The following is a 25689-nucleotide window of genomic DNA, read 5'->3' on the forward strand; positions in this document are numbered from 1 at the left end:
CATATAGTATGAATTCGAGGTAATTACAATGAAGATTTAAAGAGGAGATTAATAAAATGAACATATTAGTAGTCAAAGCAAATAACCGCCCAGCTTCAGAAGCTGTATCAAGTAAAATGTATGAAACTTTCATGAATAATCTTGAAGGTGTAAACGTAACGACTTACGATGTATTCGAAGAAGATATGCCTTATCTTGGTCAAGAATTATTCGACGCTTTCGGTAAAGTACAATCGGGCGAAGAAATGACAGATATCGAACAACGTCTTTTAGCTGCAAAACAAAAAGCAATGGATGCATTAACAGCGGCAGACATCGTTGTTTTCGCCTTCCCATTATGGAACTTAACAATCCCGGCTAAACTACATACATTCGTCGACTATGTATACCAAGCTGGTTACGCATTTAAATATGATGAAAATGGACAAGCTGTACAATTAATGACTGACAAAAAAGCTGTTATTCTAAATGCGCGTGGTGGTATTTATTCAACACCGGAAGCAGCACCAATGGAAATGGCTGCCAACTATATTAAAAATGTCTTTGGTGGCGTATTTGGTATGGAAATCGTGCAGGAAGTTATTATTGAAGGTCATGCATCCGCACCTGATCAAGCAGAAGCAATTATTGCTGAAGGTTTAACAAAAGTGGAAGCTGTCGCTAAAGAGTTATCTGCAGTATTGGTTTAATATCAATTGGTTGTATATGATAGTCATAGGAATGATATCATTGTATTGGAAATTCAATACAAATAAGAAAGCACCATTCGGAATATCCTGAATGGTGCTTTTTGTTTATCCGAATATCAAAACAATAATATGGAGGTTTTAATATGGATATGAATTATTGCCCGAACTGTGGGGAAGTGTTAGAAGTGCGTATTATCAATGATGAAAAGTATAAAGCGTGTCCAAGTTGTTCGTTTATTCATTGGGGAAATTACAGTATAAGTGTTGGAGCTTTAGTCATAAAAGATGAAAAAATGTTGCTCGTTCGCCGTAAAGATAATCCGGGGAAAGGGAAATGGACAAACCCTGGTGGTTATATCGGACAAGCAGAACTCATTGAACAAAGCATCATACGTGAAGTAATAGAAGAAACAGGTGTAACCGCAAAAGTGAAATCGGTCGTAATGCTGGGGGATTATCCGGGTCGAGTACATAACGTCTATGTTGGATTTGCGATGGAATATGTAGAAGGGCAGCCACAACCAGATGACGTTGAAGTAGATGGTGCTGACTTTTTCTCATTGGAGGAAATGGAGTCAATGGATGTTGCAGATATGTCACGGGGACTGGCCCGAATCGCTTTTGAACAACAAGCCGTTGGATTAAAATTAAATCCACTGCCGAAAACAGTATTTAATGGCTACACCTTTTTTAATGTTTAGGAAGACGATAAATCGTTATACAATAGCACATGAATTTCACGATTATAATTCAACTACAGAGACAGATTAATGACGCTAACTATGCGTGGCGATTTTGGCAATGGTATAGTTTTGGTAATAGATATTTTACGAAAGAATGGGGGGTAATTCATAAAATGGGGAATAAGGATTCTATTGAGCTGAAAAACTTTTCTATCGGATCACCGAAACTAATGAAATATGATGGTGAGAAGGAAATGAATACCGGAATACGCAAGGAAACAGTGGAAGAGGCTTTTTTAACAAAAGAAGGATTTCACGGGGATGGCGTTGCCGACTTACGTTTTCACGGTGGCCCTGATCGCGCCGTTTGCGTTTATCCATATGAACATTATTCGCAGTGGGAACAAGAATTTGGAACCCCTTTACCTGCCGCAACCTTCGGGGAGAATTTAACAGTCCTAAATATGTTGGAAACAGATGTTCATATTGGCGATATCTTTAGGTTGGGGGAGGCGGTTATCCAAATCACACAAGGCAGAATTCCGTGTAGTACAATTACTAAGCGAACGAATCTGCCATTACTTCTAAAACGAATGGTGGAGACAGGTTTTACAGGCTACCTCAGCCGTGTTTTAGAGGAAGGAACAATTAGACAAGATTCCAAGATAACATTGATTGAGCGGCATCCTAAGCGGGTGTCAATCCTGTTCGCAAACGAGACTTATTTTCATAACACTAGAGATATTGAAGGTATTAATAAGATACTAGACGTTTCGGAATTGGCCGGAGAGTGGAAAGAGTCATTAGAAAATCGGCTAAATAAATTAACAAGTTTATAGCTGTAAAGATAGGCTATTAGAATCGTTTGCATAGCTAGAATTTAAACACCACGTCACAAGTGCGAGCACCTGTGGCGTGGTATTTTTATCGCGTTTTCGCCAGGAAGTATTTCTTTTTCCTTTACAACTTTATTAAACTTGGTTGTCTTCATCACTTCGGTATTCTAAAATATCTCCAGGCTGACAGTCCAAAGCCTTACAAATCGCCTCTAGAGTTGATAAACGAATCGCTTTTGCCTTTCCATTTTTTAATATAGAAATGTTAGCCATTGTTATCCCAACTCTCTCCGAAAGCTCCGTTACGCTCATTTTCCTTTTTGCCAACATCACATCAATATTGATTATAATCGCCATTTTTTCACCTCAGACTGTTAAATCATTTTCAGATTTTATCGTAATAGCTTCTTGCAAAAGTTTTTGGAGAACAGCAGCAAAGACTGCGATTACCAATGGAGCAAAAATAAAAAGCATTCCAACCAATACGACACCTGGAGCGTCATCTAACTGCGCAAAGATAAAGAAGAATGGCAGTCCAATGAGATGTAAGCCACTGATTGTGATTGCGCAATACTTTATATTTTTCAAAGCTTTTACGGATATTTCCGAGAATGCTTTGTTCTTGTCAATATAACTTAACAGTTTAAAAGCTTGATACAATGCGATGAAATACGGTATCGCCGACACATACATAACGGTTACAAAGCCATATACCACATAAGCGAACTCCGAATTACTTTCAGTTGCATCTTTCGCTAGTATTGGCAACGCAAATATACATATAGCAAGGATTGGGAGTCCGAGAAAAATAACAGCTATTTTCAAAAAGTTTGTTGAACCTCGTTTCATAAAAAGCACCTCACCTCTTAATTGATAGTTTTATTTTAGCATGGTATTTATCGTTTTTCAATAAATATTTATTGCTAATAACTGATTACAAACATCCCAGTACTTGTATAGTTGCTATTGGATTGCTTTGAATTGAACGACTTCTATACCATTATCGAGATATCTCTACTTGTTTTTTCGGTAATCGTATGGTGGTTGTTCATCCGTCGCTCTCCAAAGACAGAAGTACAAGAAGTGCTGAAGCTTTTCGGGACTAAAGAATAGCTCACTTCTCATATGGAGAGAAGCGGCCAAAGATACAATTTTGGCCGCTCAAGCTTCTACTATTAAGTCTCTATAGTCTCTATTTTTATTTTAAGGAAATATCACTTTCTTATAGAGTAAAGCAGAGAATACAATGTACAACGTGCTAGAGTGCCCGAAATTGCATCTTCGGGCACTTACAATCTTTAATGGAAGCTCATCTATTCTTTTCATTCAAAGCCACTGCATTTTTCACTTGACTATTGTAGGAACGCGACAGGTGATTAATCACAACAGGATTATCCCAAAGAGTGTGGCTAGAAGTGACGGAGTCACTTCTAGCTACACCTTCCCCTTGGTAAAAGTGTCGTGATTAATTCGCCGAAAGCGGGCCGAAAATAGTCCAGTGAAAATGTTGGTTTTCAGGGTCTACTCGCCAGCGCCTTTTGCAAGTATATGTTTAATCAACATAGGTGTTTAGATAAAAATAATAAGCATGCCTCATTATGTGAACCTCTCCATAACTTCAAAATAGTAATTCACTACACCTGTTATTAACTACGAAATATAAGTAAATACCAAGGATTCTCTACAAATACAAACTAATTAGATCTAATGTGTTGACAGTTGTAGCGTATTCATGTTAAATTTAGTTTGAATTCAAGATACTTGAATTCGAGGTAATCGGAATAAATGCTATAGAAGAGTGAAACAATTGAATATGGCTCCTAAAAAGTTGAATATCGTTTCTGTAATTTATGAAACGATTTGAAAAGATTCAGCGAAGTATAAATTGAAACCATCAGAGTCATGTATTGATAGGAAAGAAATTATTAAGTACACACCTTGAATCCAAGGAAATCAAAGGAGGAAACAAAATGAACCATTTAAAAGGAATTCACCACGTAACAGCTATCACAAGTAGTGCAGAAAAGAACTATGAGTTTTTCACATACGTATTGGGAATGCGTTTAGTAAAGAAAACAGTCAATCAAGATGATATTCAAACATATCACCTATTCTTCGCAGATGATAAAGGTTCTGCTGGTACGGATATGACATTTTTCGATTTCCCTGGTATTCCAAAAGGCACACATGGAACGAACGAAATTTATAAAACTGCTTTCCGTGTGCCGACAGACGCAGCGCTTGATTACTGGGTGAAACGTTTTGATAAGTATAAAGTACAAAATAATGGTGTTGAAGAAGTGTTCGGCAAGAAAACAATTTCATTTGTGGACTTTGACGAGCAACAATATATGTTGGTTTCTGACGAATTTAATGAGGGTATTGAATCAGGAACGCCTTGGCAAAATGGTCCTGTACCATTGGAGTTTGCAATTACAGGATTAGGACCGATTCATATTCGTATCGCACAATTTGATTATTTAAAAGAGGTTTTGGAGAAAGTGATGTTAATGCGTGAAATCGCACAAGAAGGCCCAATGCATTTATTTGAAATGGGTGAAGGTGGGAATGGTGCGCAAGTAATTGTAGAGCATAATACGGTTCTCCCAGAAGGTCGCCAAGGCTACGGTACAGTTCATCATACTGCCTTCCGTGTAGAAGATACGAAAGTATTATATGAATGGATTGACCATATGCAAACTGCTGGTTTCGGTACTTCCGGGTATGTGGATCGCTTCTTCTTTGAATCTTTATATGCACGAGTAGCACCTGGCATTCTTTTTGAATGGGCAACAGATGGTCCTGGCTTTATGGGGGATGAGCCTTACGAAACAGTAGGGGAAATTTTATCATTACCACCATTCCTTGAAGGAAAACGGGAACAAATTGAGGCATCAGTACGACCAATCGACACGGTACGTAGCACACTTAAAATTGACAAAGAGTACTTATAAGGAGGTGAAATTGTAAAATGGGTTTTTTTAGTAAGTTATTTGGAACACAACAACCACAACAACAAGAGGAGGAAAAAACAATGACAAAATCAAACATAGGTATTATTTTAGGATCGACACGTGAAGGACGCGTAAGCCCACAAGTAGGGACATGGGTAAAAGAATTAGCAGATAAACGCGGGGATGCAAACTACACGATTATTGATATCGCAGAATACAAATTACCACTTTTAGGTGAAGCCGGCGGCGACGCATCAGGTGCAGCAGCATGGTCAGAAATCATTGCAAAACAAGACGGATTTGTATTCATCGTTCAAGAATACAATCACTCGATTACAGGAGCACTCAAAAATGCGCTAGACTACTTACGTGATGAGTGGAACAATAAAGCTGCAGGTATCGTATCATACGGTTCAGTAGGTGGAGCTCGTGCAACAGAACATTTACGTGGTATTTTAAGTGAATTATCTGTAGCGCATGTTCGTGTTCACCCAGCGTTATCGTTATTTACAGATTTCGAAAATGGTACAGACTTCAAACCAGCTGCTGTACAAGCAGATTCAGTAAACCAAATGCTCGACCAAGTTATCCCTTGGACAACTGCATTAAATACTGTACGTAACTAATTTTAACGCAAGTAAATTTATACAAGTCGCAAAATGTGCATATGCACATTTTGTGATTTTAATAAATAAATTCTTAGCAAAACGATTTCAAGCGGATTGAAGGTTTTGCTTAGAATTTATACCGGAAAGGAAGATACTAAGATGAACAAAATAGCGGGTCATCACCATATATCCATGATTACAAAAAAAGGACAACAAAACAATCAATTTTATGTAAAGGTGCTCGGACTGCGTAGAGTGAAAAAAACAGTCAATCAAGATGATCCAAGCATGTATCATTTGTTCTATGGAGATTTAACGGGTAGCGCCGGAACAGAGTTGTCCTTCTTTGAAATCCCGATGGCTGGAAGCACAAGGAGAGGAACGAATGCAATTACGCGGATTGGGTTACTCGTTCCGTCTTATGATAGTTTACTGTATTGGAAAGATAGATTTGAATTACTTGATGTAAAACATGGGGAGTTAACCAAGTACGCAGGGCGTGACGCACTCCATTTTGAAGATGCTGAGGGTTTACGTCTAGTCCTGTTAAATAATAACGATGACGAGGTTCCGACGCTGTGGCAGACATGGGACGATTCAATTGTTGTAGAGAAACATCGTATTCTTGGAATGGGCGCAGTGGAAATGACCGTGCAATCTTTAGATAGCCTAGCGAATACGTTAGAAAACTTGTTTGGGTATGAACTAGCCTCACGTAAAGCAAAAGAAGTTATCTATCAGTCAGTAAAAGGACAGTCTTTTGGTGAAATTGTCATTGTGGAGAAGGGTGGTCCACAAGAGAGACCAGGAAAAGGCAGTGTGCATCACGTAGCTATCCGAGTAAAAGATGGCGTTGAGTTACGTGAGTGGAACCAACGTATTCAAGATTTTGGTTTTGCAGTGAATAAAATAACAGACCGTTACTATTTTGAGAGTTTATATTTTAGAGAAGAAAATGGTATTTTATTTGAATTAGCGACAGATGGACCAGGTTTTACAGTGGATTCGACCATTGAATCCTTGGGGGAAAAGTTAGACTTACCGCCATTTTTGGAGAGTAAGCGAGTTGAAATTGAGGCGAAATTAGAACCCATTGAGTAAAGACAAGGGAACTAGTACAAGTAGTTACGATAGGAAAAGGAAAGAACAATAGAGGAGGAAATAATTGTGAAAAAACGAACAGCAGGTATTCACCACATTACAGCAATTGTTGGTCATCCACAGGAAAATATTGATTTTTATGCAGGGGTATTAGGTTTACGTTTAGTTAAACAAACAGTGAATTTCGACGATCCGGGCACATATCATTTGTATTTTGGAGATGGTGGTGGAAAACCAGGTACTATTATCACCTTTTTCCCATGGGCAGGCGCTGCTCAAGGTCAAATTGGAGATGGTCAAGTTGGTATTACGTCGTACGTTGTCCCAGTAGGATCTTTGGATTTTTGGGAAAAACGTTTGGTTAAATTTAAAATTGAATATAAACAAGTAGAGCGTTTTGGTGAGACATATTTACAATTTGATGATCCACACGGCTTACATCTTGAAATTGTTGAACGTGAAGCGGGAGCGTTAAACGATTGGACATTTGGAGAAGTAACCAAAGAAGTAGCTATAAAAGGATTTGGTGGGGCAACTCTATACTCAAGCAGACCAGAAGAAACTGCTAAAACAGTAACGGATGTAATGGGGCTTGAATTGGTTGGAACTGAAGGTGACTATACCCGCTATAAAGCTTCTGCTGATTTAGGAAATATCATAGATTTAAAAATGGTCGCTGGTGTTCGTGGCAAGATGGGTGTAGGGACGGTTCACCATATCGCATGGCGGGCTCAGGATGATGCAGATCATCTTGAATGGCAACAACATGCGAGGAATCTTGGTCAACATGTAACAGAATTGAAGGACCGCAACTACTTCAATGCACTGTACTTCCGTGAATCAGGTGAAATATTATTTGAAATTGCAACAGATCCACCAGGATTTGCACATGATGAAACACTTGAAACAATGGGTACTCAGTTGAAGTTACCTGTACAATATGAACAACGTCGTGAGCAATTAATTAATGCGCTTATTCCAATTCAAGTGCGTCCAATCGACTAAATTAGGAGGCTGAATAAATTGATTTCGATTGACCCAAAACAAAATAGTGAGCGGGATAATTATAAACTTCTCATTGGTACTATAATTCCTAGACCTATTGCTTTTGTTACTACCGAGTCTGAGGATGGTATCGTTAATGGTGCACCATTTAGCTATTTCAATATCGTTTCATCCAACCCGCCTATGGTTTCATTAGCTATCCAAAGACCTAGTGGTGGATTGAAAGATACTGCCAGAAATATTTATAGCAATCGTGAATTCGTCGTGCATATTGTAGATGATGAAAATGTGGCGAAAATCAATGAAACCGCAGCTTCATTACCTGCAACAGAAAGTGAAATTGAATTGGCGAATCTAACGCTTGTACAAAGTGAAAGTATCTCTGTACCGGGAGTGAAAGAAGCTAAAGTTCGAATGGAATGCAGACTTGTACAAGCCATTCCTTTAGGTGGAGAAGGACCTGGTAGTGATTTGTTTATTGGAGAGATTGTACGCTTTCACATTGACAAAGAGATTTATGAAGATGGTCGAATTGACCCGAGGGGCTTAAACGCTGTCAGCCGCTTAGCTGGTACCAATTACGCAAAGATTGGCGACATCTTTTCTCTTGATAGACCGAAGTAGTATTAAAAACCCACTAAGATTATCCTCTTTTGAAAGGAGAGAATAAATATTATGCAACATATATTTAAACAAGGAACAAATAGTGAAAAACCAGTTCTATTACTATTACACGGTACTGGTGGCAATGAAAATGCTTTATTGTCTTTAGCAGATATCGTAGATCCTGATGCTTCTGTACTCAGTGTACGTGGGAATGTATTAGAAAACGGGATGCCTCGTTTCTTTAAACGATTAGCTGAAGGTATTTTCGATGAGGAGGATTTAATTTTCCGAACAAATGAGCTCAATGCATTTTTAGATGAAGCTGCTACAGAATATAAATTTAACCGTCAAAACATCGTGGCTATTGGGTATTCAAACGGTGCCAATATTGCGGCCAGTCTGTTATTCCATTTTAATGATTCACTAAAAGGTGCGATTTTACATCATCCTATGGTGCCAAGACGAGGCATAGCACTTCCAGATTTAACAGGTATCCAAGTATTCATTGCAGCAGGAACAAATGATCCGATTTGTCCACAACAAGAATCCGTTGATCTGAAAAAACTGTTAGAAGATGCAAGTGCGTCAGTTGGTGTGATATGGGTAGATACTGGACATCAGCTCACAATGACAGAAGTGGAAGCCGCTAAACAATGGTATGAACAGATTTATTCTTAAACAGGTAAACTATTTTAAGTAGGTGATTAAGTGAATGATAAGTGTGAAAACCAGCCATATTTGTTGTTAATGAAAACAACAAAAGCAATTCAGGAGCGAATTAGGCGGGTAATGATTACTAATAAGCTTAACATTACGGAGTTTTCTGTTTTAGAGGTACTATTTCTGCAGGGGAAACAAACCATTCAGCAGATTGGTAATAGCATACTCATTGCTAGTGGTTCTATGACTTATGTTATAGATAAATTAGAAGATAAGGGATTATTAAATAGAAATGCATGTCCTGATGACCGACGAGTAATCCATGTGATACTAACGGAAGATGGAAACCACTTAATGCAGAAAATCATGCCAAACCATCAAGATATGGTTAATTACATGTTTGGATCTTTAACTGAAGATGAGTCTGAAACAATGGTAAATCTTTTAAATAAGGTAAGTAAAAGAGTAGAGGCATAATGTTTTTGATTGTAAATATCTAGAATCCGAGATGAATACAACAGCCCCGTTCTAGATTTAGAACGGGGTTTATATATTGCTCTTTAATTGGATAGAATTGTCAAAATGGAGAATGGGAACTCAATCTATTTCTCTTGCTTTCTGTGTATCCCTAACATTTTTTTGAACTGTTATCGCTGCAAATATACTAAGAACAAAAGCCATACCATAAAATCCTTTTTCACTTAACACAATACTTCCTGCATTGTATAATCCGATGGCCATTAATAAAATAGATACAATTAGCGCAAACCAGCTAATTCCATAATAGATATTCGTAACTGGTATTCCTTCATCTTTATCTCTAACTGCTTTTTGTAAAGATATAGATGAATACAGTCCGAATAGTAAAACTGCAAAGTAATATCCTTTTTCATTCAGTTCCATGACTGCGTTATACAAACCTAAGAGATAAGCCGATACACCTATTAGAAGCGCTGCTAAGGAAGCACCCTTGAAGGCTGAAGTGGGTTCTCCTAGTTTTCTTTCTACTTTCATTTTTGAATCACTTTGTGTTTCTTTGTCAAAGAACCCTTCATTATCGTTAGACATTGAATATTCCCCTCCCTTCAGACAATCATATCCAAACACATGTAAACTAGCAACAATCTTTGAAATAGTCAGACACCCAAAACTTGTTCGATTCCATAAAATTTTGACCTTAATATAATAAAATCTAGCTGCACTACGGCTTTTAAAAACGTAGATTATGGGCTTACTTCAAATATGTTTCAAATAATGAAACAAAGTGCTGAGTTGTTGAATCAAATTAAAAGGTGACCTAAGATGATTTTAGAGACGGGGTGAATTGGATGAGTAAATATGAAGTTGCGACATTAAAAAAAGGGCTTCAAATCTTAGATTTACTACAACAGGAACAATATCTAACTTTGACAGAAGTCACAAAGGCACTGGATTTAAATAAGACTACTGTTTTTCGGTTGCTGAGCACTCTGGAAAATATGAACTATATTTCAAAAAAAGGCAAGTATTATACATGGAACAATGAAAAGTTCCAAATGGATGGAAGTGAAAGATCCATTGACTGGACCACGTTACAAACACCTTACCAATTGGGAGTAAGTGCGGCAGAAGGTGTGTATATTGGGGTGCTACAAGGAACTGAAGTAGTTATGAAACAAATGATTAAACCCCCTTTTATAGAACCGTACCAGCCCGAGATAGGGGATCGTTCCCCATCCCACATTAGTGCTCTTGGTAAAGTCATATTGGCAAATTTAATACCAACTGACCAACAAGAAGTATTCTCTCTCCTTCCATTTAATCAAGCCACCGATAATACATTTGTAGATCAGGAAATTTTCTCTCAACACTTGGAAGTTATAAAAAACCAAGGATTTTCCATCGATGACGAAGAAAGATTTATTGGCGTTCGTTGCATTGCTGCCCCGGTATTCCATGAGAATCAAGTAATTGCAGCAGTCGCAATCGCTGGGCCAATTGACAAAATGAAAAAAACTATCCTAAGAGGATTGACGAATAAAGTGATAGCTGTAAGTGAAGAAATAACCAAGGAACTAAACAATCGGTATTAAGAATTGAATCCCCTGCATAGGAAATCATAGTAGTGATAATCATAAATGCAATTAAAATGCGAAATGAGGAAACCATAATGACGAAACAAACACAACTTGGAAAATCAGGAATATATATAAATCCGATTGGACTTGGAACCAATGCGGTTGGGGGACATAATCTATATCCTAACTTAGACGAAGAAGCGGGAAAAGAGCTCGTTCGAGTTGCGATTGAAAATGGTGTGAATTTTATCGACACAGCCTATCTATATGGACCGGGAAGATCAGAAGAATTAGTTGGAGAGGTAATTAAAGAAACAGGGAAAAGGGAGGATATTATTCTTGCAACGAAAGGGTCAATGAAATTCGTTGGCCAGGAAATGCAAAATGACAATACGCCATCCTTTTTGAAACAAGCAGTAGAAGATAGTTTGAAACGTATGCAAACCGACTATATCGACTTATTCTATATTCACTATCCAGATGGTGTTACACCGGGATATGAAGCTGTGGGAGCATTAAAAGAATTAAAAGATCAAGGGAAAATTAGAGCAATCGGCCTATCGAATTTTTCGTTGGATCAGTTAAAAGAAGCAAACAGAGACGGTTATGTTGATGTTTATCAAGGAGAATATAATTTAATCCAGCGTTCAGCTGAAAAAGAATTACTTCCCTATACTGCCGAGCAAAACATTTCCTTTATTCCATTTTTCCCGCTTGCTTCAGGATTGTTAGCAGGAAAATACAATAAAGACATGAAATTTAATGATTTACGTGCCAACATGCCGCATCTACAGGGCGAAGAATTTGAAAAGAACCTAGTGAAAGTGGAACAACTTCGTGAGATTGCAAATGCAAAACAGGCCGAAGTGGCACATATTGTTCTAGCTTGGTATTTAACACGCGATTCGATTGATGCTGTCATTCCTGGCGCTAAACGGGCAGATCAAGTGCTTAACAATTTAAAAACGCTAGATGTTCAATTAACAGAGAACGAGATTGCAAAGATTGACAGTATTTTTAGGTAAACATTAATTATGCATTTTTTATGAAACATCAAAGGAGAGAGTCAACAATGAAAGAGAAATACCAACCATTATTAGAACCTTTTACACTAAATAATGGAGTTCAGTTAAAAAACCGAATTGTCATGCCGCCTATGACCACTTTTTCGGCAAATCCGGATGATACTGCTTCAGACGCGGAGCTAGCCTACTATGCGGCTCGTTCGGGTGGACCAGGTATGGTGATTACGGCGTGTACATATGTGCAAGCAAGCGGAAAAGGTTTTGAGGGACAATTTGCAGCGGATCGGGATACGATGATTCCTAGTTTGAGAAGTGTTGCTTCTTCGATAAAAGATAAAGGGGCGAAGGCTGTATTGCAGCTTTATCATGGCGGGAGATTGGCCGTGCCACATCTGATTCCAGAAGGAGAAACTGTAAGTGCAAGCAGTGTTGCTCCCCTTCTTGATCGTGGTTTCTACAGTATCGAGAAAACACCTCGAAGCTTGACGGATGAGGAAGTCCTTCAATTAGTTATAGCATTTGGCGAGGCGACGAGGCGGGCTATAGAAGCTGGTTTTGATGGAGTGGAATTGCATGGTGCGAGTGGGTACATTATTCAACAATTCTTCTCCCCTCATTCGAATACACGAACAGATCGCTGGGGCGGATCCATTGAGAACCGATTGGCCTTTCCACTTGCCGTCATTGAGGAAGTGAAACGCGTAATTGCTGAGTATGCCAGAGAACCGTTTATTGTTGGCTATCGTCTGTCTCCAGAGGAACCGGAAACGCCAGGAATTACGATGGCTGAGACGTTCGTGCTTCTCGACTCACTAATGGATGAGGAAATAGACTATATTCATTTGGCGTTAAACGACTTATGGTCGAAACCTCGACGCGGTGTGGAAAGTGATCGTTCACGGGTCGAACTCATCCAGGAATATGTTGGAAACCGTGTTCCTATTATAGGAGTAGGCTCTATCCACACACCAGATCAAGCAGTACAAGCACTCGAGCAAACGGGTATTCCACTTATTGCTTTAGGAAGAGAACTTATTATGGAGCCGGAATGGGTAGAAAAAGTGCAACATGGAAAAGAAAACGAAATCAATACGACGATCACTCAAAATGATCAGGCCCGTCTCCAAGTACCAGATCCACTTTGGGAACTCATGATGTCCGTAGAGGGTTGGTTCCCTGTTAAAAGTTTGTGAAAGTAAAAAATTGTCCTCAGACATTTAAACTGGGGACAATTTTTTCTTGATGTAAAATGAGTATAATCTCACCTAACAACCTCGTTTTCCAAATCCTTTATCCTCTCTAATAGGACTCTGCTACTCACACCGATTCAAGAATGCAAAAGGTCTGTGGGCCAGGTATTAACTTTAAATCATTAATCCCATCTAGCTATGACCTTACAAACCTAGGGCAAGTCGACTTCTTCCATCAAATCAACTGTTGCAAATTAGTTACTTGACTACTGCTTATTTTAATTATATACTTACTTACATAAAGTAACTAACTAACTAGTGTCTTGTGTTTAAAAATGAGGAGGTAACAGCAATGAATTTTCATCATGAACCTATAACATTCGTAGGTCAAGTTAACTTAAAGGTACAAAATTTAGAACAGTCGTTAGCATTTTATCAAGAAGTAATCGGATTTAAGGTAGTAGAGCAAACTGAAAAAACTGCAAACCTGACAGCGGATGGAAAGACAGTATTATTAACAATTCAACAGTCGGATCATATAGTTCCTAAACAAGGGAAAACTACGGGATTATATCACTATGCACTTCTTCTACCTAAACGCTCTGATTTAGCTGCAATCGTGCAACATTTTAGAGGAATTGGTTTACGGTTTGGTTCTTCTGACCATCTTGTGAGTGAAGCCCTTTATTTATCTGACCCGGATGGAAATGGGATTGAAATCTATATAGATCGTGACCCTTCCGTTTGGGATTGGGATAACGGTGAAGTGGCTATGACAGTTGATCCATTGAATTTTACAGATCTCTTAGCTGTAGATGAACAGCAATCATGGGGAGGTTTACCTGCCGGCACTGTTATGGGACATATCCATTTGCATGTATCCGAGTTAGAAAAGACTGAAGAATTTTATATCGAAGGACTCGGATTTGAAGTAGTAAATCGATTTGGAGCTCAGGCACTATTCATTTCGGATGGTCACTACCATCACCATATTGGTTTAAATACTTGGAATGGATTAGGAGCTCCTGCGCCATCACCTAATAGCGTCGGGCTTGAATCGTTTACGTTAATGCTTCCAAATGAGGAAAAGAAAAATAAAATGATCGCTCAATTAAAGAATATTGGTGCTTCCGTCACTGAAGACAATGGTTCTACCGTTGCTACAGATCCTTCTGGAAATCGTATTCATATAAGAGTCTGAGGATTAAATGGAGGATTAATACAACTATGGGTGAAAGTGAAGGAATTAAAAATTCGGGAATTGAAATTGGTCTATACACACTTGGAGATATAGTGCCTGACCCGTTAACTGGAAAAACGATCAGTGCAGGGCAAAGGATTAAGGAAATAATGGAAGCGGCAAAACTTGCTGATGATACTGGACTGGATATTTTTGGTGTAGGAGAACATCATCGTTTAGACTATGCCATATCTTCACCTTCAGTCATCTTAGCTGCCATAGCCCAACGAACGAAACGAATCAAATTGACAAGTGCGACTACAGTGTTAAGTACGATTGATCCTGTTCGTTTGTTTGAAGACTTCGCTACATTGGATTTGCTATCAGATGGACGTGCAGAATTAATCGCAGGTCGTGGTGCGTTCCTGGAATCATTCCCCCTTTTCGGTTATGACCCAAATGACTATGATGCCTTGTTCGAGGAAAATATCGACTTGTTTTTAAAGCTAAACAAAAACGAGAGAATTACATGGGATGGTCACTTCCGCCCGTCATTAAAGAATGCTGAAATTGCACCCCGCCCCTTGCAGAAAGAATTGCCAATGTGGGTTGGTGTTGGAGGAACTCCAAGTAGTGCTGCCCGTGCTGGCAGGTTGGGAGTAGGGATGGCTTTAGCTATCCTAGGCGGTGATCCTGTGCGGTTTAAGCCGTTGGTGGATTTATACCGTCAAGCTGGAACAGAGGCTGGGCATGACCTAGAAGACCTTAAGATTGGGGTAACTGGTCATGGATATTTGTCAAAGACAACTCAACAAGCCAAAGATGAATTCTATTCTTATTATTCAAACTATAGGTCATACGTAGACCGTCAGCTAGGGATGGGCGAAGGGAAGATGTCACGGACGGAGTTTGAACAAATCACGGCTCCTGACTCTGCTTTGTTCGTAGGAAGTCCCCAAGAAATAGCCGAAAAAATTCTCCGTCAACACGAACTCTTTGGACACCAACGTTTCATGGCGCAGTTAGACATAGGTGGTTTACCGTTTAAAAAAGTAGCCGAGAGTATTGAGCTATTAGCTACAGAAGTGGCTCCAATCGTCAGGAAAGCAACGAGTAAGTAAAGATGGAATATTATAACTTAAATTACAAAAGCCGAATTCCTCGCTTATAGCAGCGAGGAATTCGGCTTTTTTTCATGGCGCGATTAAGCTTCCGTTCTTAGTATTGGATTATTATATAGAGTAAGGAAGTTTCCGAATTCGTAGGCATGGTGGTAATGGTGCTGTAGTCGTTCAGTCCAAGGCAATCCGAAAGCGCCCGTACAAAAATTAGTGGGAAAGGCGCTTGGTACGTTATTGTCAATTACTCTTTTTGGTCGGTTCATCCATTTCTCTTGGCTCAGCACGATAAACAGTAAACGCCAAGATAACTGCTACGATAGACATGGCAAAAGCGATGAAATAGACAAGCTCGACACCGGCTACCATTGCTTCACTTATTGTAGCCGGATCATTAGGTGTATCTGTTTGTTGTAAAAATTTAAGCTGCCTAGCGTTCATGATACTAATAAACACGGATACACCGATTGCACCTGCCACAGGTTGTAATGTTGACATAACTGCGGTTCCATGTGGGTATAGTCGTTTAGGCAACTGATTTAAGCCGTTTGTCTCTGCAGGCATCATGATTGCTGAAACTGCTAACATTAATAAAGTATAACCGACGATTACAACCCATAAAGAAGTTTCGGTCGTCAATCTACTCATCATAAACATCGTACCGCTTAAAACAAGTGTTGCAGGAATCATTAATACTCTAGGACCGAACTTGTCAAAAAGATGCCCCATAAATGGTGACATAATTCCATTCAAAAGACTCCCTGGTAAGAGCACGAGACCTGCTGTAGCCGCACTCAAAGCTAAAGGGCCTTGCATATAAATCGGCAAAATAATCTCTGAAGCGAACATGGCCATGATAATAATTAAAAACATTAAAACTGCATGTGTAAACATTGGATATTTAAAAACCCTTAAATCCATGATGGGTTCTTCAAGTTTTAATTGCCTTATTACGAATAATACAATTCCAGCGACTCCAGCAATGATTGCAATTAAAACATTTGTACTCAAAAATCCATCCGCGCTTTCTCATACTGAACTAAAACCATAAACAATTGATCCAAACCCGATTGTGGAGAAAATAATTGATATGACATCAATCTTCGGCTTGGTTATTTCTGAAACATTAATTAAATATTTGTAAGCAAATAAAATAGAAAACAAAGAAAATGGAATGACAATAATAAACAAATAACGCCATCCTAAATATTCAACAATAACTCCAGAAAGCGTAGGTCCAATAGCGGGTGCAAACATAATGACAAGGCCAACTAAGCCCATTATCTTTCCACGCTTATTTGGGGGATAAATGAGTAAAAATACATTAAAGATGATGGGCATTAATAATCCCGTTCCAATTGCCTGGATTAATCGACCGACTAACAATATTGAAAACGTTGGTGCACTCGCACAGATAATTGACCCAATGGTGAAAACAACCATAGTACTTAAAAATAGTTGTCGGGTTGTATACCATTGGAGTAACAATGCAGACACAGGGATAACAACTGCCATGACGAGCATGAAACCTGTCGCCATCCACTGTACAGTCGTTAATGAGATTGAAAACTCTTCCATTAATGTGACAAGCGCTATATTTAAAAGTGTTTCGTTTAATATAGCGAAAAAAGCTCCAATAATTAAAGAAAGCATAATAGGGATAACCTTAGCATTCGGATTATCCGCTAAATACTCGTACTTTTTTGGTTCTTGATTATCTTCCATATACAAAATCTCCTTCCGTCTACATTATTTTTTAATCACAACTCCTAGCTTGAGTAAAAAGTAGAAGAAAAGGAGCAAATTTGCATAATTAATCAGGGACAACAACATTTTTCGTCAAATAATAAAAATACAAAGATGGATATGTTTGGAGACAAAAAAAGAGGGAGTAGTCCCTCTCCCTCTTTAATCGGTTGAATTTTCTTAAAGGGCAGACCTATTCGAGTACTCCACCCAAGTAGAGCCTTCATAGCTATTCAATTAGCCAAGCAAAGTGAATCGAAACCTTCCAGCTGCCGTTTTACTCCAATATTGCGCTCGAAAAATGTAAGATAATCTTAACATATCTCAATTATGAATAGCTGTCACTAAACGATTTATCTTGATTGGTTTTCCCTCAGCATTTTTTGCAGGTATTCTTCCGATTTTCCTGTGGGAATACTAAGGCTTTCCCAATTCTCGGCTTTTAATTGTTTCCCAATAAAAACAAGTTGCCCTATATGATAAGCGTAATGGGCTAGTTGTCTTTCAATAGCATCAAGTACCGTATGACTTTCACCACGAATATATACTTTTTTCAACAAGTCTTGTTCATCTAAGCCACTTAGCGTTTCAAACAGAATAGTCCAACCCTTCTCCCAAGTTATCTTCAAATCTTGCTTAGATGAAAGCGTATCTTCAAATTCTTGTTCACGATTTCTAGAAGGTTTTTCCCCATCCGAAGTTAAAAAATCAGACCACCTAGATGTCATATTGCCACTTAAATGCTTCACGATAACTACAACGCTATTTGAACCAGCATTTAAAACCCAGTGAATATTCTCTTCGGATAATTGGCTTATCGTTTTATCTCCAAGGTCTTTAACGCTTTTAAATCGTTCTTGGACAATCTTCAAATACTCATTTCCTAAAATCATCGAGTCATCCTCCTCACGCGTTCGTTCAAATTGAATTTCCGCTTGCTTAACAATGAACACTCTCTAATTCACTTTCGATTTAGAAATGAAGAATTCCTTCTTTTGGCCGATAAGTTCACCGTTTGGTTCGCTCGAGCTTATTAACTAAATAACTATTATGAAAAATGCTCCCCAAATAAATCAGCAGGAGTATTTTTTATATAATTAACTTTAAGGCCGCTCATTCAGTTTACGAATGGACTTTCATTCATACAATTGAATTTACTTATGAGTGGAAGGGGAATATGCTATTCATATAGTGGTTTTTCGGAAAGAAGGATTAGGGATGGAATACATTATGCTTTACTTCATCGGCTTTGTCGCAACAACGCTTGGTACTTTGGCAGGGGGCGGGGGACTCATCAGCTTGCCGGCTATGCTATTGATGGGATTGCCGGTACATTCTGCAATCGGGGCGAATAAAGTATCAAACACAGTAAGCTCATTTTCGAGTTTTCTAGTGATTTATAAAAATAAAGAAGTAACGATAAAAGAAGCACTTAGGGTTGTTCCAATCAGTCTAGCCGGCGGAATTACCGGTGGACTTATCGCGTCCTTCCTAAAAGAAGAATGGATGATTGTTATCGCGATTGTACTATTAACATTCGCGTTCATTACTTCGTTTCTTGGGAAATCAGACTTTAACGGCAGTGAATCATTTCGTGTAACTAAAAAAAGTGCTTCGTCATTATACGGGATTGGTATTTACGATGGGGTGTTTGGTCCAGGCAGCGGAACATTAGCGCTGTATTTATATGCTCGATTAAAGGTTTCATACTTAAGAGCAGTCGGTCTTTCTCGTATCATGATTTTTTCAAGCTGTTTCGGAGCATCGATTAGTTATATCTCAACAGGGAAAATAATATGGCCGCTTACGATTGCATTAATGCTTGGTTCGATAAGTGGGGCGCAACTCGGCGTACGTCTAGCGCGTAAATTGAAAACTGAGCATGTTAAACCAATACTTCGCCTTGTCACTGTGCTCTTAATTATGCAAATTGCAGTGAATTATTTTGGATAAGTATACTGAAATACAAGCTCATAAAGGGTTTATAGTGGAATACAGAATTTGTCGATAGACTCAACCGGATTCCAATCGGAACATTTTTCATAATTAATGCATTTGATAAGTATCATGGAAGAATAGGTAGTTAACGCTACACACTCTAAAGAAGGAGGATTACATATTAAAATACTCGTTGTGGGTGCAAGTGGAACGATTGGAAAAGCGGTTACTGAAGAATTGGAGAAAAAGCATGAGGTGATCCGCGCGGGCCGAAACGGTGCTGATGTGTCCGTTGATATTACGTCAGTGGAGAGTATTAAGAAGATGTACGAACAAATTGGTAAAGTGGACGCGGTTATCAATGCTGCAGGTCGTGCCCATTTTGACGCAGTAACGGATATGACACCCGAGTTGAATGATGTAGGGATTAATAGCAAACTGAAAGGGCAAGTTAATCTGGTTCTATTAGGATTTGATAATTTGAATGATGGTGGAAGTTTTACGTTAACGACGGGAGTTATGATGGATGATCCAATTGCACTGGGGGCTTCAGCTGCACTGGCAAACGGCGGTGTCAGAGCATTCGTTAAAGCTGCGGCAATTGAAATGCCAAGAGGAATTCGCATTAATAGCGTAAGTCCAAATGTGTTACAAGAGTCGATGCATAGGCTTAGTGGTCTTTTCCAGGGGTTCGAAGCGGTTCCTGTAAAGCGTGTGGTTCTTGCTTTTGAAAAAAGTGTCTTTGGCTTACAAAATGGCCAGAATTACGAAGTGTACTGACATTTGGAATAATAGAAGCCTTCCAGGTAGATTTCTTGGAAGGCTTTTCGTATTTACTGTGCATCAAATATTGGCTGGAGCTTTTGAGGTTTTACTCAATCTCTGTGAAAGCAAAAAGGCAATTGTCGATGAAAGGAAAATAATGAATAGAGAATTGATAGAAGCACTTTCTACTATAACTTCTTGTCCAGATGTGGATGATACGCCTGATAAATTAGGTGTATATAAAAGCGTTAGAATCGCTCCCGATGAAATTTGGAACAAAAAATACAGTACTGCAAAACTACTCATAAAGATTAAATATTTTTTCATTGTTTTCACCTCTACATCTCTTTACGAACCAGATTAACTAAAGTTTCATTTATTTCAGTCAGCAACTGTTCTGCTGATACCAACCGTTCGCCGCCACCTTGGACAAACGCATCATTTCCGCCGCCTTTGCCATTGATGAGGGGATGTATAATAGATGGAATTGGCTTCATACTCGTCTTCACAGAAGGTCCACGGGCTGTGACGAACTGTAGTTTATTATCATTTTCGGCAACAAGAAGTACAATTATTTCATCTGATTCAGCCACAAGGAGTCGGGCAAGTTTCTGTAATTGCTGAACAGTTCTACCTGTAAAGAGTGCTTTCACAACGCCGTGTTCTTGTTGACTTAATAACGTTTTCGCTTCAAATGCCAACAGTGCTTCTTGTGCATCCGCCAACGATTTCTCAAGCGAATGATTCGCTTCCAATAACTTCTGCACCGCCTTCGCAACGCCGTTATCGGGTGTACTTAACAATCTTGAAGCTTCCGTCAACTCATTATTTTTACGCTTCAATTGCTGTAAAACACGCCCACCGCAAACAAAATGGACGCGAACTTTGCCACGATGCTTTTCGGTCGATAAAATTTTCAGCATACTTACTTGTCCAGTTGAATGTGGATGCGTGCCGCCACAGCCGTTGTAGTCATAATCGGGAATGATGACGAGCCGAATTTCATCTGTCACCGCCAATTGCTTGCGAAGGGGATATCGATGAAGTTCAGTTTCCGTCACCCATTTTATTTCAATTTGTAAGTTTTCTAAAATGATGTCATTCGCTAATTCTTCCACTGCATGTAATTGATCTAAAGATACTTCTTCAATATCTAAATCAATCGATACGATTTCTCTGCCTAAATGGAAACTCACTGTCGGAAATCCGAACAGTTCAACAAAAGCAGCTGACAGAATATGTTGTCCTGCATGCTGTTGCATATGGTCAAAGCGTCTTTCCCAGTCGATGACGCCTTCCACTTCGGTCATAAAACCGAGACTTTCAGCTACCGTATGGCGGATTTCATCGCTCACTTCCTCGACGTTGAGTACGGCGATGCCATTCAATGTTCCTATATCATGCGGCTGACCGCCACCTGTCGGATAAAATGCTGTATTGTCCAAAACGACATAGTGATGCCCATCTGAATCTTGTGCTGTCTTCTTTATCTGAGTCGTAAATGATTTACAAAATGGATCTGTATTATACAAACGATCTTTTAGCATGCAATCGACTCCAATAGTTTTTTTCTATTTTATCAAGAACAAAGAAAAAGAGTGGCAATTCACTGGGGATTCTCACTCTTTTTTCTGATTAGTCTAGTAGCTTGCTAGCAGGGGATAAAACTTTATCCTGCGTTACGTCTGTTTCATCTATCTCCTCAACTATCGGTTTTTTCGACCAGATTGTGGCGAGAATCGGACCTGAAATGTTATGCCAGATGGCGCCCCATACACTTGGTAGTGCTGCGAGTGGGCTGAAATGCGCAGTCGCAAGTGCGACACCTAATCCAGAGTTTTGCATGCCAACTTCAATAGAGATGGCTCTTCGATCATTTTCGTTTAGGCCGAGCATTACAGCCGTGAGGTAGCCAAGTAACAGACCGAATCCGTTATGAAGGAAAACAGCAATGAAAACAATAAATCCTGAACTTGCAACATTATCTGCATTTGCGGCAGTGACTGCGGAAACGATGATTAGGATTGCTAGCACTGAAATAAGAGGGACAACCGAAACGCTTTTTTCAACAGCATTCGGGAAAAGTTTCTGAACTGCAAACCCTAAAATAATCGGAATGATGATCACTTGTACAATCGACATAAACATCGAGACTGGATCAACTGGCAGCCATTGCCCTGCAAGTAAAAGTAGCAAGAGTGGCGTAACGACTGGAGCCAATAAAGTGGATAGGGAAGTCATTGCAACTGATAACGCAAGATTTCCTTTTGCTAGATAGACCATTACGTTGGAAGCTGTACCACCTGGAACACAACCGAGAAGCACTAAGCCCGCCGCCAATTCAGGAGGTAACTTAAGTAAGTGCGCTAATGCGAAAGCGACAAGGGGCATGATGATAAACTGAGCTGCAACGCCGACAATGACAGGTAATGGCTTTGTCAGAACGATTTTGAAATCAACGGGCTTTAAAGTCAATCCCATTCCGAACATGACGATTCCTAGTAAAATTGTAATATAGCCGCCTAATCCTAAAAAAGGTGTGGGCACGATGAATGCAACAATGGCAATGATAATAACCCAAAAGGCGAAGTATTTTCCTGCAATTGTACTGAGTGCTTCAAGTGTTTTCATAATAGGTATCCTCTCTAGTCCATCTTCACGATTTTATTTGGATTCAATAAATTATTCGGGTCAAGTGCTTTTTTGATTTTTTCCATGACGAGGAGTGCTGCACCGTGCTCTTGCTCCTGGTATTTCTGTTTGCCACTACCAACGCCGTGCTCTCCAGTACATGTGCCGCCGCGCTCAAGTGCATACATGACGATTCGTTCATTCAATTCGTCAGCTCTTGCAAGTTCTTCAGCGTCGTTCATGTCCATCATCAGTAGTACATGGAAGTTACCATCGCCTACGTGACCGACGATTCCGCCAGTCAAACCTAGTGATTCAACCGTTTCACGTGCGTGTTCAACTGCACTTGCCAACTCTGAAATAGGAAGACAGACATCCGTAACCATCATCTTTTTCCCTGGGTAGCCGTGGATGAAAGCATAGGCTAAATTGTGACGTGCTTCCCACAGCCTGTTACGTCCAGCATTGTCCGTTTCAAATTCAATGTCTTCACAATGATGGTCTTTAACAATTTCTTTTGTGAAATCGACATCTTGTTTCAATCCCGCTTCATTCCCATGAAACTCCAAGAATAATGTCGGTTTTTCTTTATAGTTGGTTTCACTGTAAAGATTCGTCTGTTTTATAGATGGTTCATCTACTAATTCCACCCGTGCAATCGGAATCCCAGCTTGTAAAATAGAAACGACAGCTTCCACTGCGTCATTGACGGTAGGGAAGGATGCACGCGCGGCCGTTACATGCTCCGGAATACCATACACACGAAGTGTCAGTTCTGTAAAGCAACCAAGCGTACCTTCAGACCCTACGAAAAGGCCATTTAGATGAAAGCCCGAAGCAGATTTTGCAGCCATATTTCCGGTGTGGATAATTGACCCATCCGCCATTACAACCTCTAAATCACGAACTTGATCACGCATGACACCGTATTTAACGGTCGTTGTACCGCTAGCGTTTGTTGCCGCCATTCCGCCGAGTGTTGCATCTGCTCCTGGATCGACCGAGAAGAACAATCCATGCTTTTTCAGTTCTTTATTTAACTGTGTACGTGTCACGCCGGGTTGTACTTTTACCAGAAAATCATTTTCTCGAACTTCCAATACTTTATTCATCAATGAAAAGTCAATCGTGATTCCACCTTTGGTAGGGATAATATGTCCTTCTAGGCTAGAACCAAGACCGAACGGCACGACAGGAATTTGGTATTCATTCGATATTTTCATCACGCTGCTAACGTCTTTAGTAGATTCTGGGAAAACAACAATGTCTGGAAGGCTTGCGGCGTGATAGGATTCATCCTTTCCGTGCAGTTCTCTCACGGTTTCATTGATGGTCACCTGATCGTCTTTAAGTACATTTTTTAGTATGTGGACTATATCGTCTATAGCTGTTGTCATTTCGATTTCTCTCCTTCATTTTAAAAAGTGGTCATACCGGGAATTTTGGTGATTTAGAATTATTAGATTTTGGTCCAACCAATGTTTATCATTATAACCAATAATCCGAACAATACAATACTTATTTTTAAGTCATTGATTAATCTAATAATGGTTGGTATCGTTAATAGTACGAATCGGGGTGAAGTGGTTGATTACACAGAGAAAAAAGACCTATGAATTAATTGTTGAAAAAATAGAAGAACTCATTTTAAATGGAGGACTGAAATCGGGAGATAAGCTGCCGCCCGAAAGAAAACTGGCGAGTCAGTTTAACTTCAGCAGAACGTCTGTGAGAGAGGCACTACAAGCACTGGAGACTAACGGTACTATTGAGATTAGACAAGGTGGGGGGAGTTTCATCAAAACGTCTGAAGTTCAAATGATAAGTGATGCACTCTCCTCTACGTTTATTCAGGCCGAAAATAACTTGGTCTATGAAATGCTTGAATTGCGTCGTGCTTTAGAAGTCGAATCGGCATCACTTGCCGCACAACGCGCAACTTCCGCAGATTTGGAAAAGATTCGCCAATCACTGGAACTGATGGCCGCATCCCAGGAAGATGCAGAAGCGGGAGTACAGGCTGATTTGCATTTTCATCTGCAAATCGTCCAAGCTTCTCAAAATAAATTACTGATTAATCTGATTCAAACGCTTACTGAACGAATGGAAGACACAATACGAGCGACACGCAAACATCGTTTTTTAAATGACAATCGCTTTGAAGATACATTTGAGGAGCATAAGGAGATTTACGTGGCAATCGCATCGGGCAATTCCCAGGAAGCAAAGAAACTGATGGAAGAACATATTACGCGTATTCGTAGAGAGCTGAGCATAAATTTTTTGCCGGAGTTAGGATGAACAATATCGTAAATCCAACTAAAGTAAACGATGTATTTAAAAATGGTTACATAAAAAGGTGAATTTATGCAAAAAAGATACGACTAATGAATAGCCGTATCTAAACATGGAGATTATTTTAGTTTTCTACCTAGCTTTCAGAAAGCGTATTTCCTTTAGACGAAAGGAAAGTAACCAGGTTAATAGTTTTTCGTAGTTCTCTTTCCATAATTTTTTCATCAACAATGTCAAGAAAAGCAAGGCTAGAAATAGTGAAAAAGAGATTATAGTTGTTAACCGGAAAAATAGTGTTTCTTGAAACCCGCCATAACCGACGCAAACAGCCATACTACTTACAAAAATGATAGCCAGCACAGGTAACAATTGAAAAAATATATCGTATTTTCTATTCTTGATAACCCGCATTATATGTGGGGAAATCATAGCAATAAGTAAGATATACGATATGATGACGAGCGTGTCTACTACAACTATGAATATATCCATGTCACTCATAACCTCCCTTTTAAAATCAACTAAAAGAATGACTCTCTCGGAAGATGCTATATACATAATATATACCCTTCCAATCTTGCATTTATGCCTAGAACGACACA

26 protein-coding genes and 1 pseudogene are annotated in these 25689 nt (G+C 39.3%); 18 read left to right on the forward strand and 9 right to left on the reverse strand.

From position 1 onward, the window contains the following. The first annotated feature begins 56 nt into the window (after nucleotides 1-56). The 3 genes from AC25Y5_RS16530 to AC25Y5_RS16540 all read left to right on the forward strand — a co-directional run bounded on the left by AC25Y5_RS16530 (nucleotide 57) and on the right by AC25Y5_RS16540 (nucleotide 2211). A complete protein-coding gene (locus tag AC25Y5_RS16530; RefSeq protein ID WP_488141261.1) occupies nucleotides 57-689 on the forward strand; it encodes an FMN-dependent NADH-azoreductase in 633 nt (210 codons plus the stop codon). A 143-nt stretch (nucleotides 690-832) separates the two neighbouring features. Continuing rightward, nucleotides 833-1390: an NUDIX domain-containing protein gene (locus AC25Y5_RS16535; protein ID WP_488141262.1), complete on the forward strand. Its 558-nt coding sequence runs from the start codon at nucleotides 833-835 to the stop codon at nucleotides 1388-1390. A 155-nt stretch (nucleotides 1391-1545) separates the two neighbouring features. After that, complete coding sequence (locus AC25Y5_RS16540; protein ID WP_488141263.1) at nucleotides 1546-2211, forward strand: MOSC domain-containing protein; 666 nt, start codon at nucleotides 1546-1548, stop codon at nucleotides 2209-2211. 132 nt (nucleotides 2212-2343) lie between these two features. On the opposite strand, the gene AC25Y5_RS16545 is transcribed toward AC25Y5_RS16540, so the two are convergent. Further along, the gene (locus tag AC25Y5_RS16545) at nucleotides 2344-2565 is read right to left on the reverse strand and encodes a helix-turn-helix domain-containing protein (RefSeq protein WP_488141264.1); all 222 of its coding nucleotides are present in this window, start codon (nucleotides 2563-2565) and stop codon (nucleotides 2344-2346) included. Between the two features lie 9 nt (nucleotides 2566-2574). Continuing rightward, nucleotides 2575-3057, reverse strand: a complete 483-nt coding sequence (locus AC25Y5_RS16550) for a DUF2975 domain-containing protein (RefSeq protein WP_488141265.1) — start codon at nucleotides 3055-3057, stop codon at nucleotides 2575-2577. A 1121-nt stretch (nucleotides 3058-4178) separates the two neighbouring features. Here AC25Y5_RS16550 and AC25Y5_RS16555 point away from each other — a divergent pair. The 7 genes from AC25Y5_RS16555 (at nucleotide 4179) to AC25Y5_RS16585 (ending at nucleotide 9619) form a co-directional block, all read left to right on the forward strand. Continuing rightward, nucleotides 4179-5162 carry a ring-cleaving dioxygenase gene (locus tag AC25Y5_RS16555; protein ID WP_488141266.1) on the forward strand — a complete coding sequence of 328 codons (984 nt, stop codon included), beginning with the start codon at nucleotides 4179-4181 and terminating at the stop codon, nucleotides 5160-5162. A gap of 17 nt (nucleotides 5163-5179) precedes the next feature. Then, nucleotides 5180-5788 (forward strand): NADPH-dependent FMN reductase, encoded by a 609-nt coding sequence (locus tag AC25Y5_RS16560; RefSeq protein WP_482101374.1) that lies wholly within the window; start codon nucleotides 5180-5182, stop codon nucleotides 5786-5788. A 141-nt stretch (nucleotides 5789-5929) separates the two neighbouring features. Then, nucleotides 5930-6871, forward strand: coding sequence for a ring-cleaving dioxygenase (locus AC25Y5_RS16565; RefSeq protein WP_488141267.1), 942 nt, complete (start codon nucleotides 5930-5932; stop codon nucleotides 6869-6871). Between the two features lie 66 nt (nucleotides 6872-6937). Then, entirely contained in the window at nucleotides 6938-7876 is a 939-nt protein-coding gene (locus AC25Y5_RS16570; RefSeq protein ID WP_488141268.1) for a ring-cleaving dioxygenase, read from the forward strand. Between the two features lie 18 nt (nucleotides 7877-7894). Further along, nucleotides 7895-8500: a flavin reductase family protein gene (locus tag AC25Y5_RS16575; RefSeq protein WP_488141269.1), complete on the forward strand. Its 606-nt coding sequence runs from the start codon at nucleotides 7895-7897 to the stop codon at nucleotides 8498-8500. Nucleotides 8501-8548: 48 nt separating this feature from the next. Then, a complete protein-coding gene (locus tag AC25Y5_RS16580) occupies nucleotides 8549-9160 on the forward strand; it encodes an alpha/beta hydrolase (protein WP_488141299.1) in 612 nt (203 codons plus the stop codon). Nucleotides 9161-9190: 30 nt separating this feature from the next. Further along, entirely contained in the window at nucleotides 9191-9619 is a 429-nt protein-coding gene (locus tag AC25Y5_RS16585) for a MarR family winged helix-turn-helix transcriptional regulator (protein WP_488141270.1), read from the forward strand. A gap of 120 nt (nucleotides 9620-9739) precedes the next feature. Here AC25Y5_RS16585 and yiaA read toward each other — a convergent pair whose 3' ends face one another. Beyond that, entirely contained in the window at nucleotides 9740-10210 is a 471-nt protein-coding gene (gene yiaA, locus AC25Y5_RS16590; RefSeq protein ID WP_482105918.1) for an inner membrane protein YiaA, read from the reverse strand. A gap of 260 nt (nucleotides 10211-10470) precedes the next feature. Between yiaA and AC25Y5_RS16595 the strand changes: the two genes are divergently transcribed. The 5 genes from AC25Y5_RS16595 (at nucleotide 10471) to AC25Y5_RS16615 (ending at nucleotide 15715) form a co-directional block, all read left to right on the forward strand. Beyond that, nucleotides 10471-11214 carry an IclR family transcriptional regulator gene (locus AC25Y5_RS16595; RefSeq protein WP_488141271.1) on the forward strand — a complete coding sequence of 248 codons (744 nt, stop codon included), beginning with the start codon at nucleotides 10471-10473 and terminating at the stop codon, nucleotides 11212-11214. A 77-nt stretch (nucleotides 11215-11291) separates the two neighbouring features. Then, on the forward strand, nucleotides 11292-12224 hold the full coding sequence (locus tag AC25Y5_RS16600) for an aldo/keto reductase (RefSeq protein WP_488141272.1): 933 nt from the start codon (nucleotides 11292-11294) through the stop codon (nucleotides 12222-12224). A 47-nt stretch (nucleotides 12225-12271) separates the two neighbouring features. Beyond that, nucleotides 12272-13417: an NADH-dependent flavin oxidoreductase gene (locus AC25Y5_RS16605; RefSeq protein ID WP_488141273.1), complete on the forward strand. Its 1146-nt coding sequence runs from the start codon at nucleotides 12272-12274 to the stop codon at nucleotides 13415-13417. A 349-nt stretch (nucleotides 13418-13766) separates the two neighbouring features. Beyond that, on the forward strand, nucleotides 13767-14615 hold the full coding sequence (locus AC25Y5_RS16610; protein WP_488141274.1) for a VOC family protein: 849 nt from the start codon (nucleotides 13767-13769) through the stop codon (nucleotides 14613-14615). Between the two features lie 26 nt (nucleotides 14616-14641). After that, nucleotides 14642-15715, forward strand: coding sequence for an LLM class flavin-dependent oxidoreductase (locus tag AC25Y5_RS16615; protein WP_488141275.1), 1074 nt, complete (start codon nucleotides 14642-14644; stop codon nucleotides 15713-15715). A 237-nt stretch (nucleotides 15716-15952) separates the two neighbouring features. Here the strand turns inward: AC25Y5_RS16615 and AC25Y5_RS16620 are convergent. After that, a pseudogene (locus AC25Y5_RS16620) lies at nucleotides 15953-17437 on the reverse strand (MDR family MFS transporter). 374 nt (nucleotides 17438-17811) lie between these two features. Beyond that, nucleotides 17812-18351: a DUF1572 family protein gene (locus AC25Y5_RS16625; RefSeq protein WP_488141276.1), complete on the reverse strand. Its 540-nt coding sequence runs from the start codon at nucleotides 18349-18351 to the stop codon at nucleotides 17812-17814. Between the two features lie 325 nt (nucleotides 18352-18676). Here AC25Y5_RS16625 and AC25Y5_RS16630 point away from each other — a divergent pair, with 325 nt between their 5' ends. Both AC25Y5_RS16630 and AC25Y5_RS16635 read left to right on the forward strand, forming a co-directional pair. Further along, entirely contained in the window at nucleotides 18677-19411 is a 735-nt protein-coding gene (locus AC25Y5_RS16630) for a sulfite exporter TauE/SafE family protein (RefSeq protein WP_488141277.1), read from the forward strand. A 165-nt stretch (nucleotides 19412-19576) separates the two neighbouring features. Beyond that, on the forward strand, nucleotides 19577-20176 hold the full coding sequence (locus AC25Y5_RS16635) for a short chain dehydrogenase (RefSeq protein ID WP_488141300.1): 600 nt from the start codon (nucleotides 19577-19579) through the stop codon (nucleotides 20174-20176). Between the two features lie 63 nt (nucleotides 20177-20239). On the opposite strand, the gene AC25Y5_RS16640 is transcribed toward AC25Y5_RS16635, so the two are convergent. From AC25Y5_RS16640 to AC25Y5_RS16655, 4 genes are all read right to left on the reverse strand, one after another. Then, the gene (locus AC25Y5_RS16640) at nucleotides 20240-20488 is read right to left on the reverse strand and encodes a hypothetical protein (protein WP_488141278.1); all 249 of its coding nucleotides are present in this window, start codon (nucleotides 20486-20488) and stop codon (nucleotides 20240-20242) included. 11 nt (nucleotides 20489-20499) lie between these two features. Beyond that, nucleotides 20500-21708 carry an alanyl-tRNA editing protein gene (locus AC25Y5_RS16645; RefSeq protein ID WP_488141279.1) on the reverse strand — a complete coding sequence of 403 codons (1209 nt, stop codon included), beginning with the start codon at nucleotides 21706-21708 and terminating at the stop codon, nucleotides 20500-20502. Nucleotides 21709-21796: 88 nt separating this feature from the next. After that, nucleotides 21797-22792, reverse strand: a complete 996-nt coding sequence (locus AC25Y5_RS16650; protein ID WP_488141280.1) for a bile acid:sodium symporter family protein — start codon at nucleotides 22790-22792, stop codon at nucleotides 21797-21799. Nucleotides 22793-22806: 14 nt separating this feature from the next. After that, nucleotides 22807-24189, reverse strand: a complete 1383-nt coding sequence (locus AC25Y5_RS16655; protein ID WP_488141281.1) for an FAD-binding oxidoreductase — start codon at nucleotides 24187-24189, stop codon at nucleotides 22807-22809. A gap of 190 nt (nucleotides 24190-24379) precedes the next feature. Between AC25Y5_RS16655 and AC25Y5_RS16660 the strand changes: the two genes are divergently transcribed. Continuing rightward, nucleotides 24380-25093 carry a FadR/GntR family transcriptional regulator gene (locus tag AC25Y5_RS16660; protein ID WP_488141282.1) on the forward strand — a complete coding sequence of 238 codons (714 nt, stop codon included), beginning with the start codon at nucleotides 24380-24382 and terminating at the stop codon, nucleotides 25091-25093. Nucleotides 25094-25689: the final 596 nt, after the last annotated feature.

This window comes from Sporosarcina sp. Y1011, assembly GCF_057669885.1.

Excerpts from the sequence above, each read along its gene's own strand:
- AC25Y5_RS16530 (WP_488141261.1), top strand. The coding sequence starts at position 57 with ATGAACATATTAGTAGTCAAAGCAAATAACCGCCCAGCTTCAGAAGCT.
- AC25Y5_RS16535 (WP_488141262.1), top strand. The coding sequence starts at position 833 with ATGGATATGAATTATTGCCCGAACTGTGGGGAAGTGTTAGAAGTGCGT.
- AC25Y5_RS16540 (WP_488141263.1), top strand. The coding sequence starts at position 1,546 with ATGGGGAATAAGGATTCTATTGAGCTGAAAAACTTTTCTATCGGATCA.
- AC25Y5_RS16545 (WP_488141264.1), bottom strand. The coding sequence starts at position 2,565 with ATGGCGATTATAATCAATATTGATGTGATGTTGGCAAAAAGGAAAATG.
- AC25Y5_RS16550 (WP_488141265.1), bottom strand. The coding sequence starts at position 3,057 with ATGAAACGAGGTTCAACAAACTTTTTGAAAATAGCTGTTATTTTTCTC.
- AC25Y5_RS16555 (WP_488141266.1), top strand. The coding sequence starts at position 4,179 with ATGAACCATTTAAAAGGAATTCACCACGTAACAGCTATCACAAGTAGT.
- AC25Y5_RS16560 (WP_482101374.1), top strand. The coding sequence starts at position 5,180 with ATGGGTTTTTTTAGTAAGTTATTTGGAACACAACAACCACAACAACAA.
- AC25Y5_RS16565 (WP_488141267.1), top strand. The coding sequence starts at position 5,930 with ATGAACAAAATAGCGGGTCATCACCATATATCCATGATTACAAAAAAA.
- yiaA (WP_482105918.1), bottom strand. The coding sequence starts at position 10,210 with ATGTCTAACGATAATGAAGGGTTCTTTGACAAAGAAACACAAAGTGAT.
- AC25Y5_RS16595 (WP_488141271.1), top strand. The coding sequence starts at position 10,471 with ATGAGTAAATATGAAGTTGCGACATTAAAAAAAGGGCTTCAAATCTTA.
- AC25Y5_RS16600 (WP_488141272.1), top strand. The coding sequence starts at position 11,292 with ATGACGAAACAAACACAACTTGGAAAATCAGGAATATATATAAATCCG.
- AC25Y5_RS16605 (WP_488141273.1), top strand. The coding sequence starts at position 12,272 with ATGAAAGAGAAATACCAACCATTATTAGAACCTTTTACACTAAATAAT.
- AC25Y5_RS16610 (WP_488141274.1), top strand. The coding sequence starts at position 13,767 with ATGAATTTTCATCATGAACCTATAACATTCGTAGGTCAAGTTAACTTA.
- AC25Y5_RS16615 (WP_488141275.1), top strand. The coding sequence starts at position 14,642 with ATGGGTGAAAGTGAAGGAATTAAAAATTCGGGAATTGAAATTGGTCTA.
- AC25Y5_RS16625 (WP_488141276.1), bottom strand. The coding sequence starts at position 18,351 with ATGATTTTAGGAAATGAGTATTTGAAGATTGTCCAAGAACGATTTAAA.
- AC25Y5_RS16630 (WP_488141277.1), top strand. The coding sequence starts at position 18,677 with ATGGAATACATTATGCTTTACTTCATCGGCTTTGTCGCAACAACGCTT.
- AC25Y5_RS16640 (WP_488141278.1), bottom strand. The coding sequence starts at position 20,488 with ATGAAAAAATATTTAATCTTTATGAGTAGTTTTGCAGTACTGTATTTT.
- AC25Y5_RS16645 (WP_488141279.1), bottom strand. The coding sequence starts at position 21,708 with ATGCTAAAAGATCGTTTGTATAATACAGATCCATTTTGTAAATCATTT.
- AC25Y5_RS16650 (WP_488141280.1), bottom strand. The coding sequence starts at position 22,792 with ATGAAAACACTTGAAGCACTCAGTACAATTGCAGGAAAATACTTCGCC.
- AC25Y5_RS16655 (WP_488141281.1), bottom strand. The coding sequence starts at position 24,189 with ATGACAACAGCTATAGACGATATAGTCCACATACTAAAAAATGTACTT.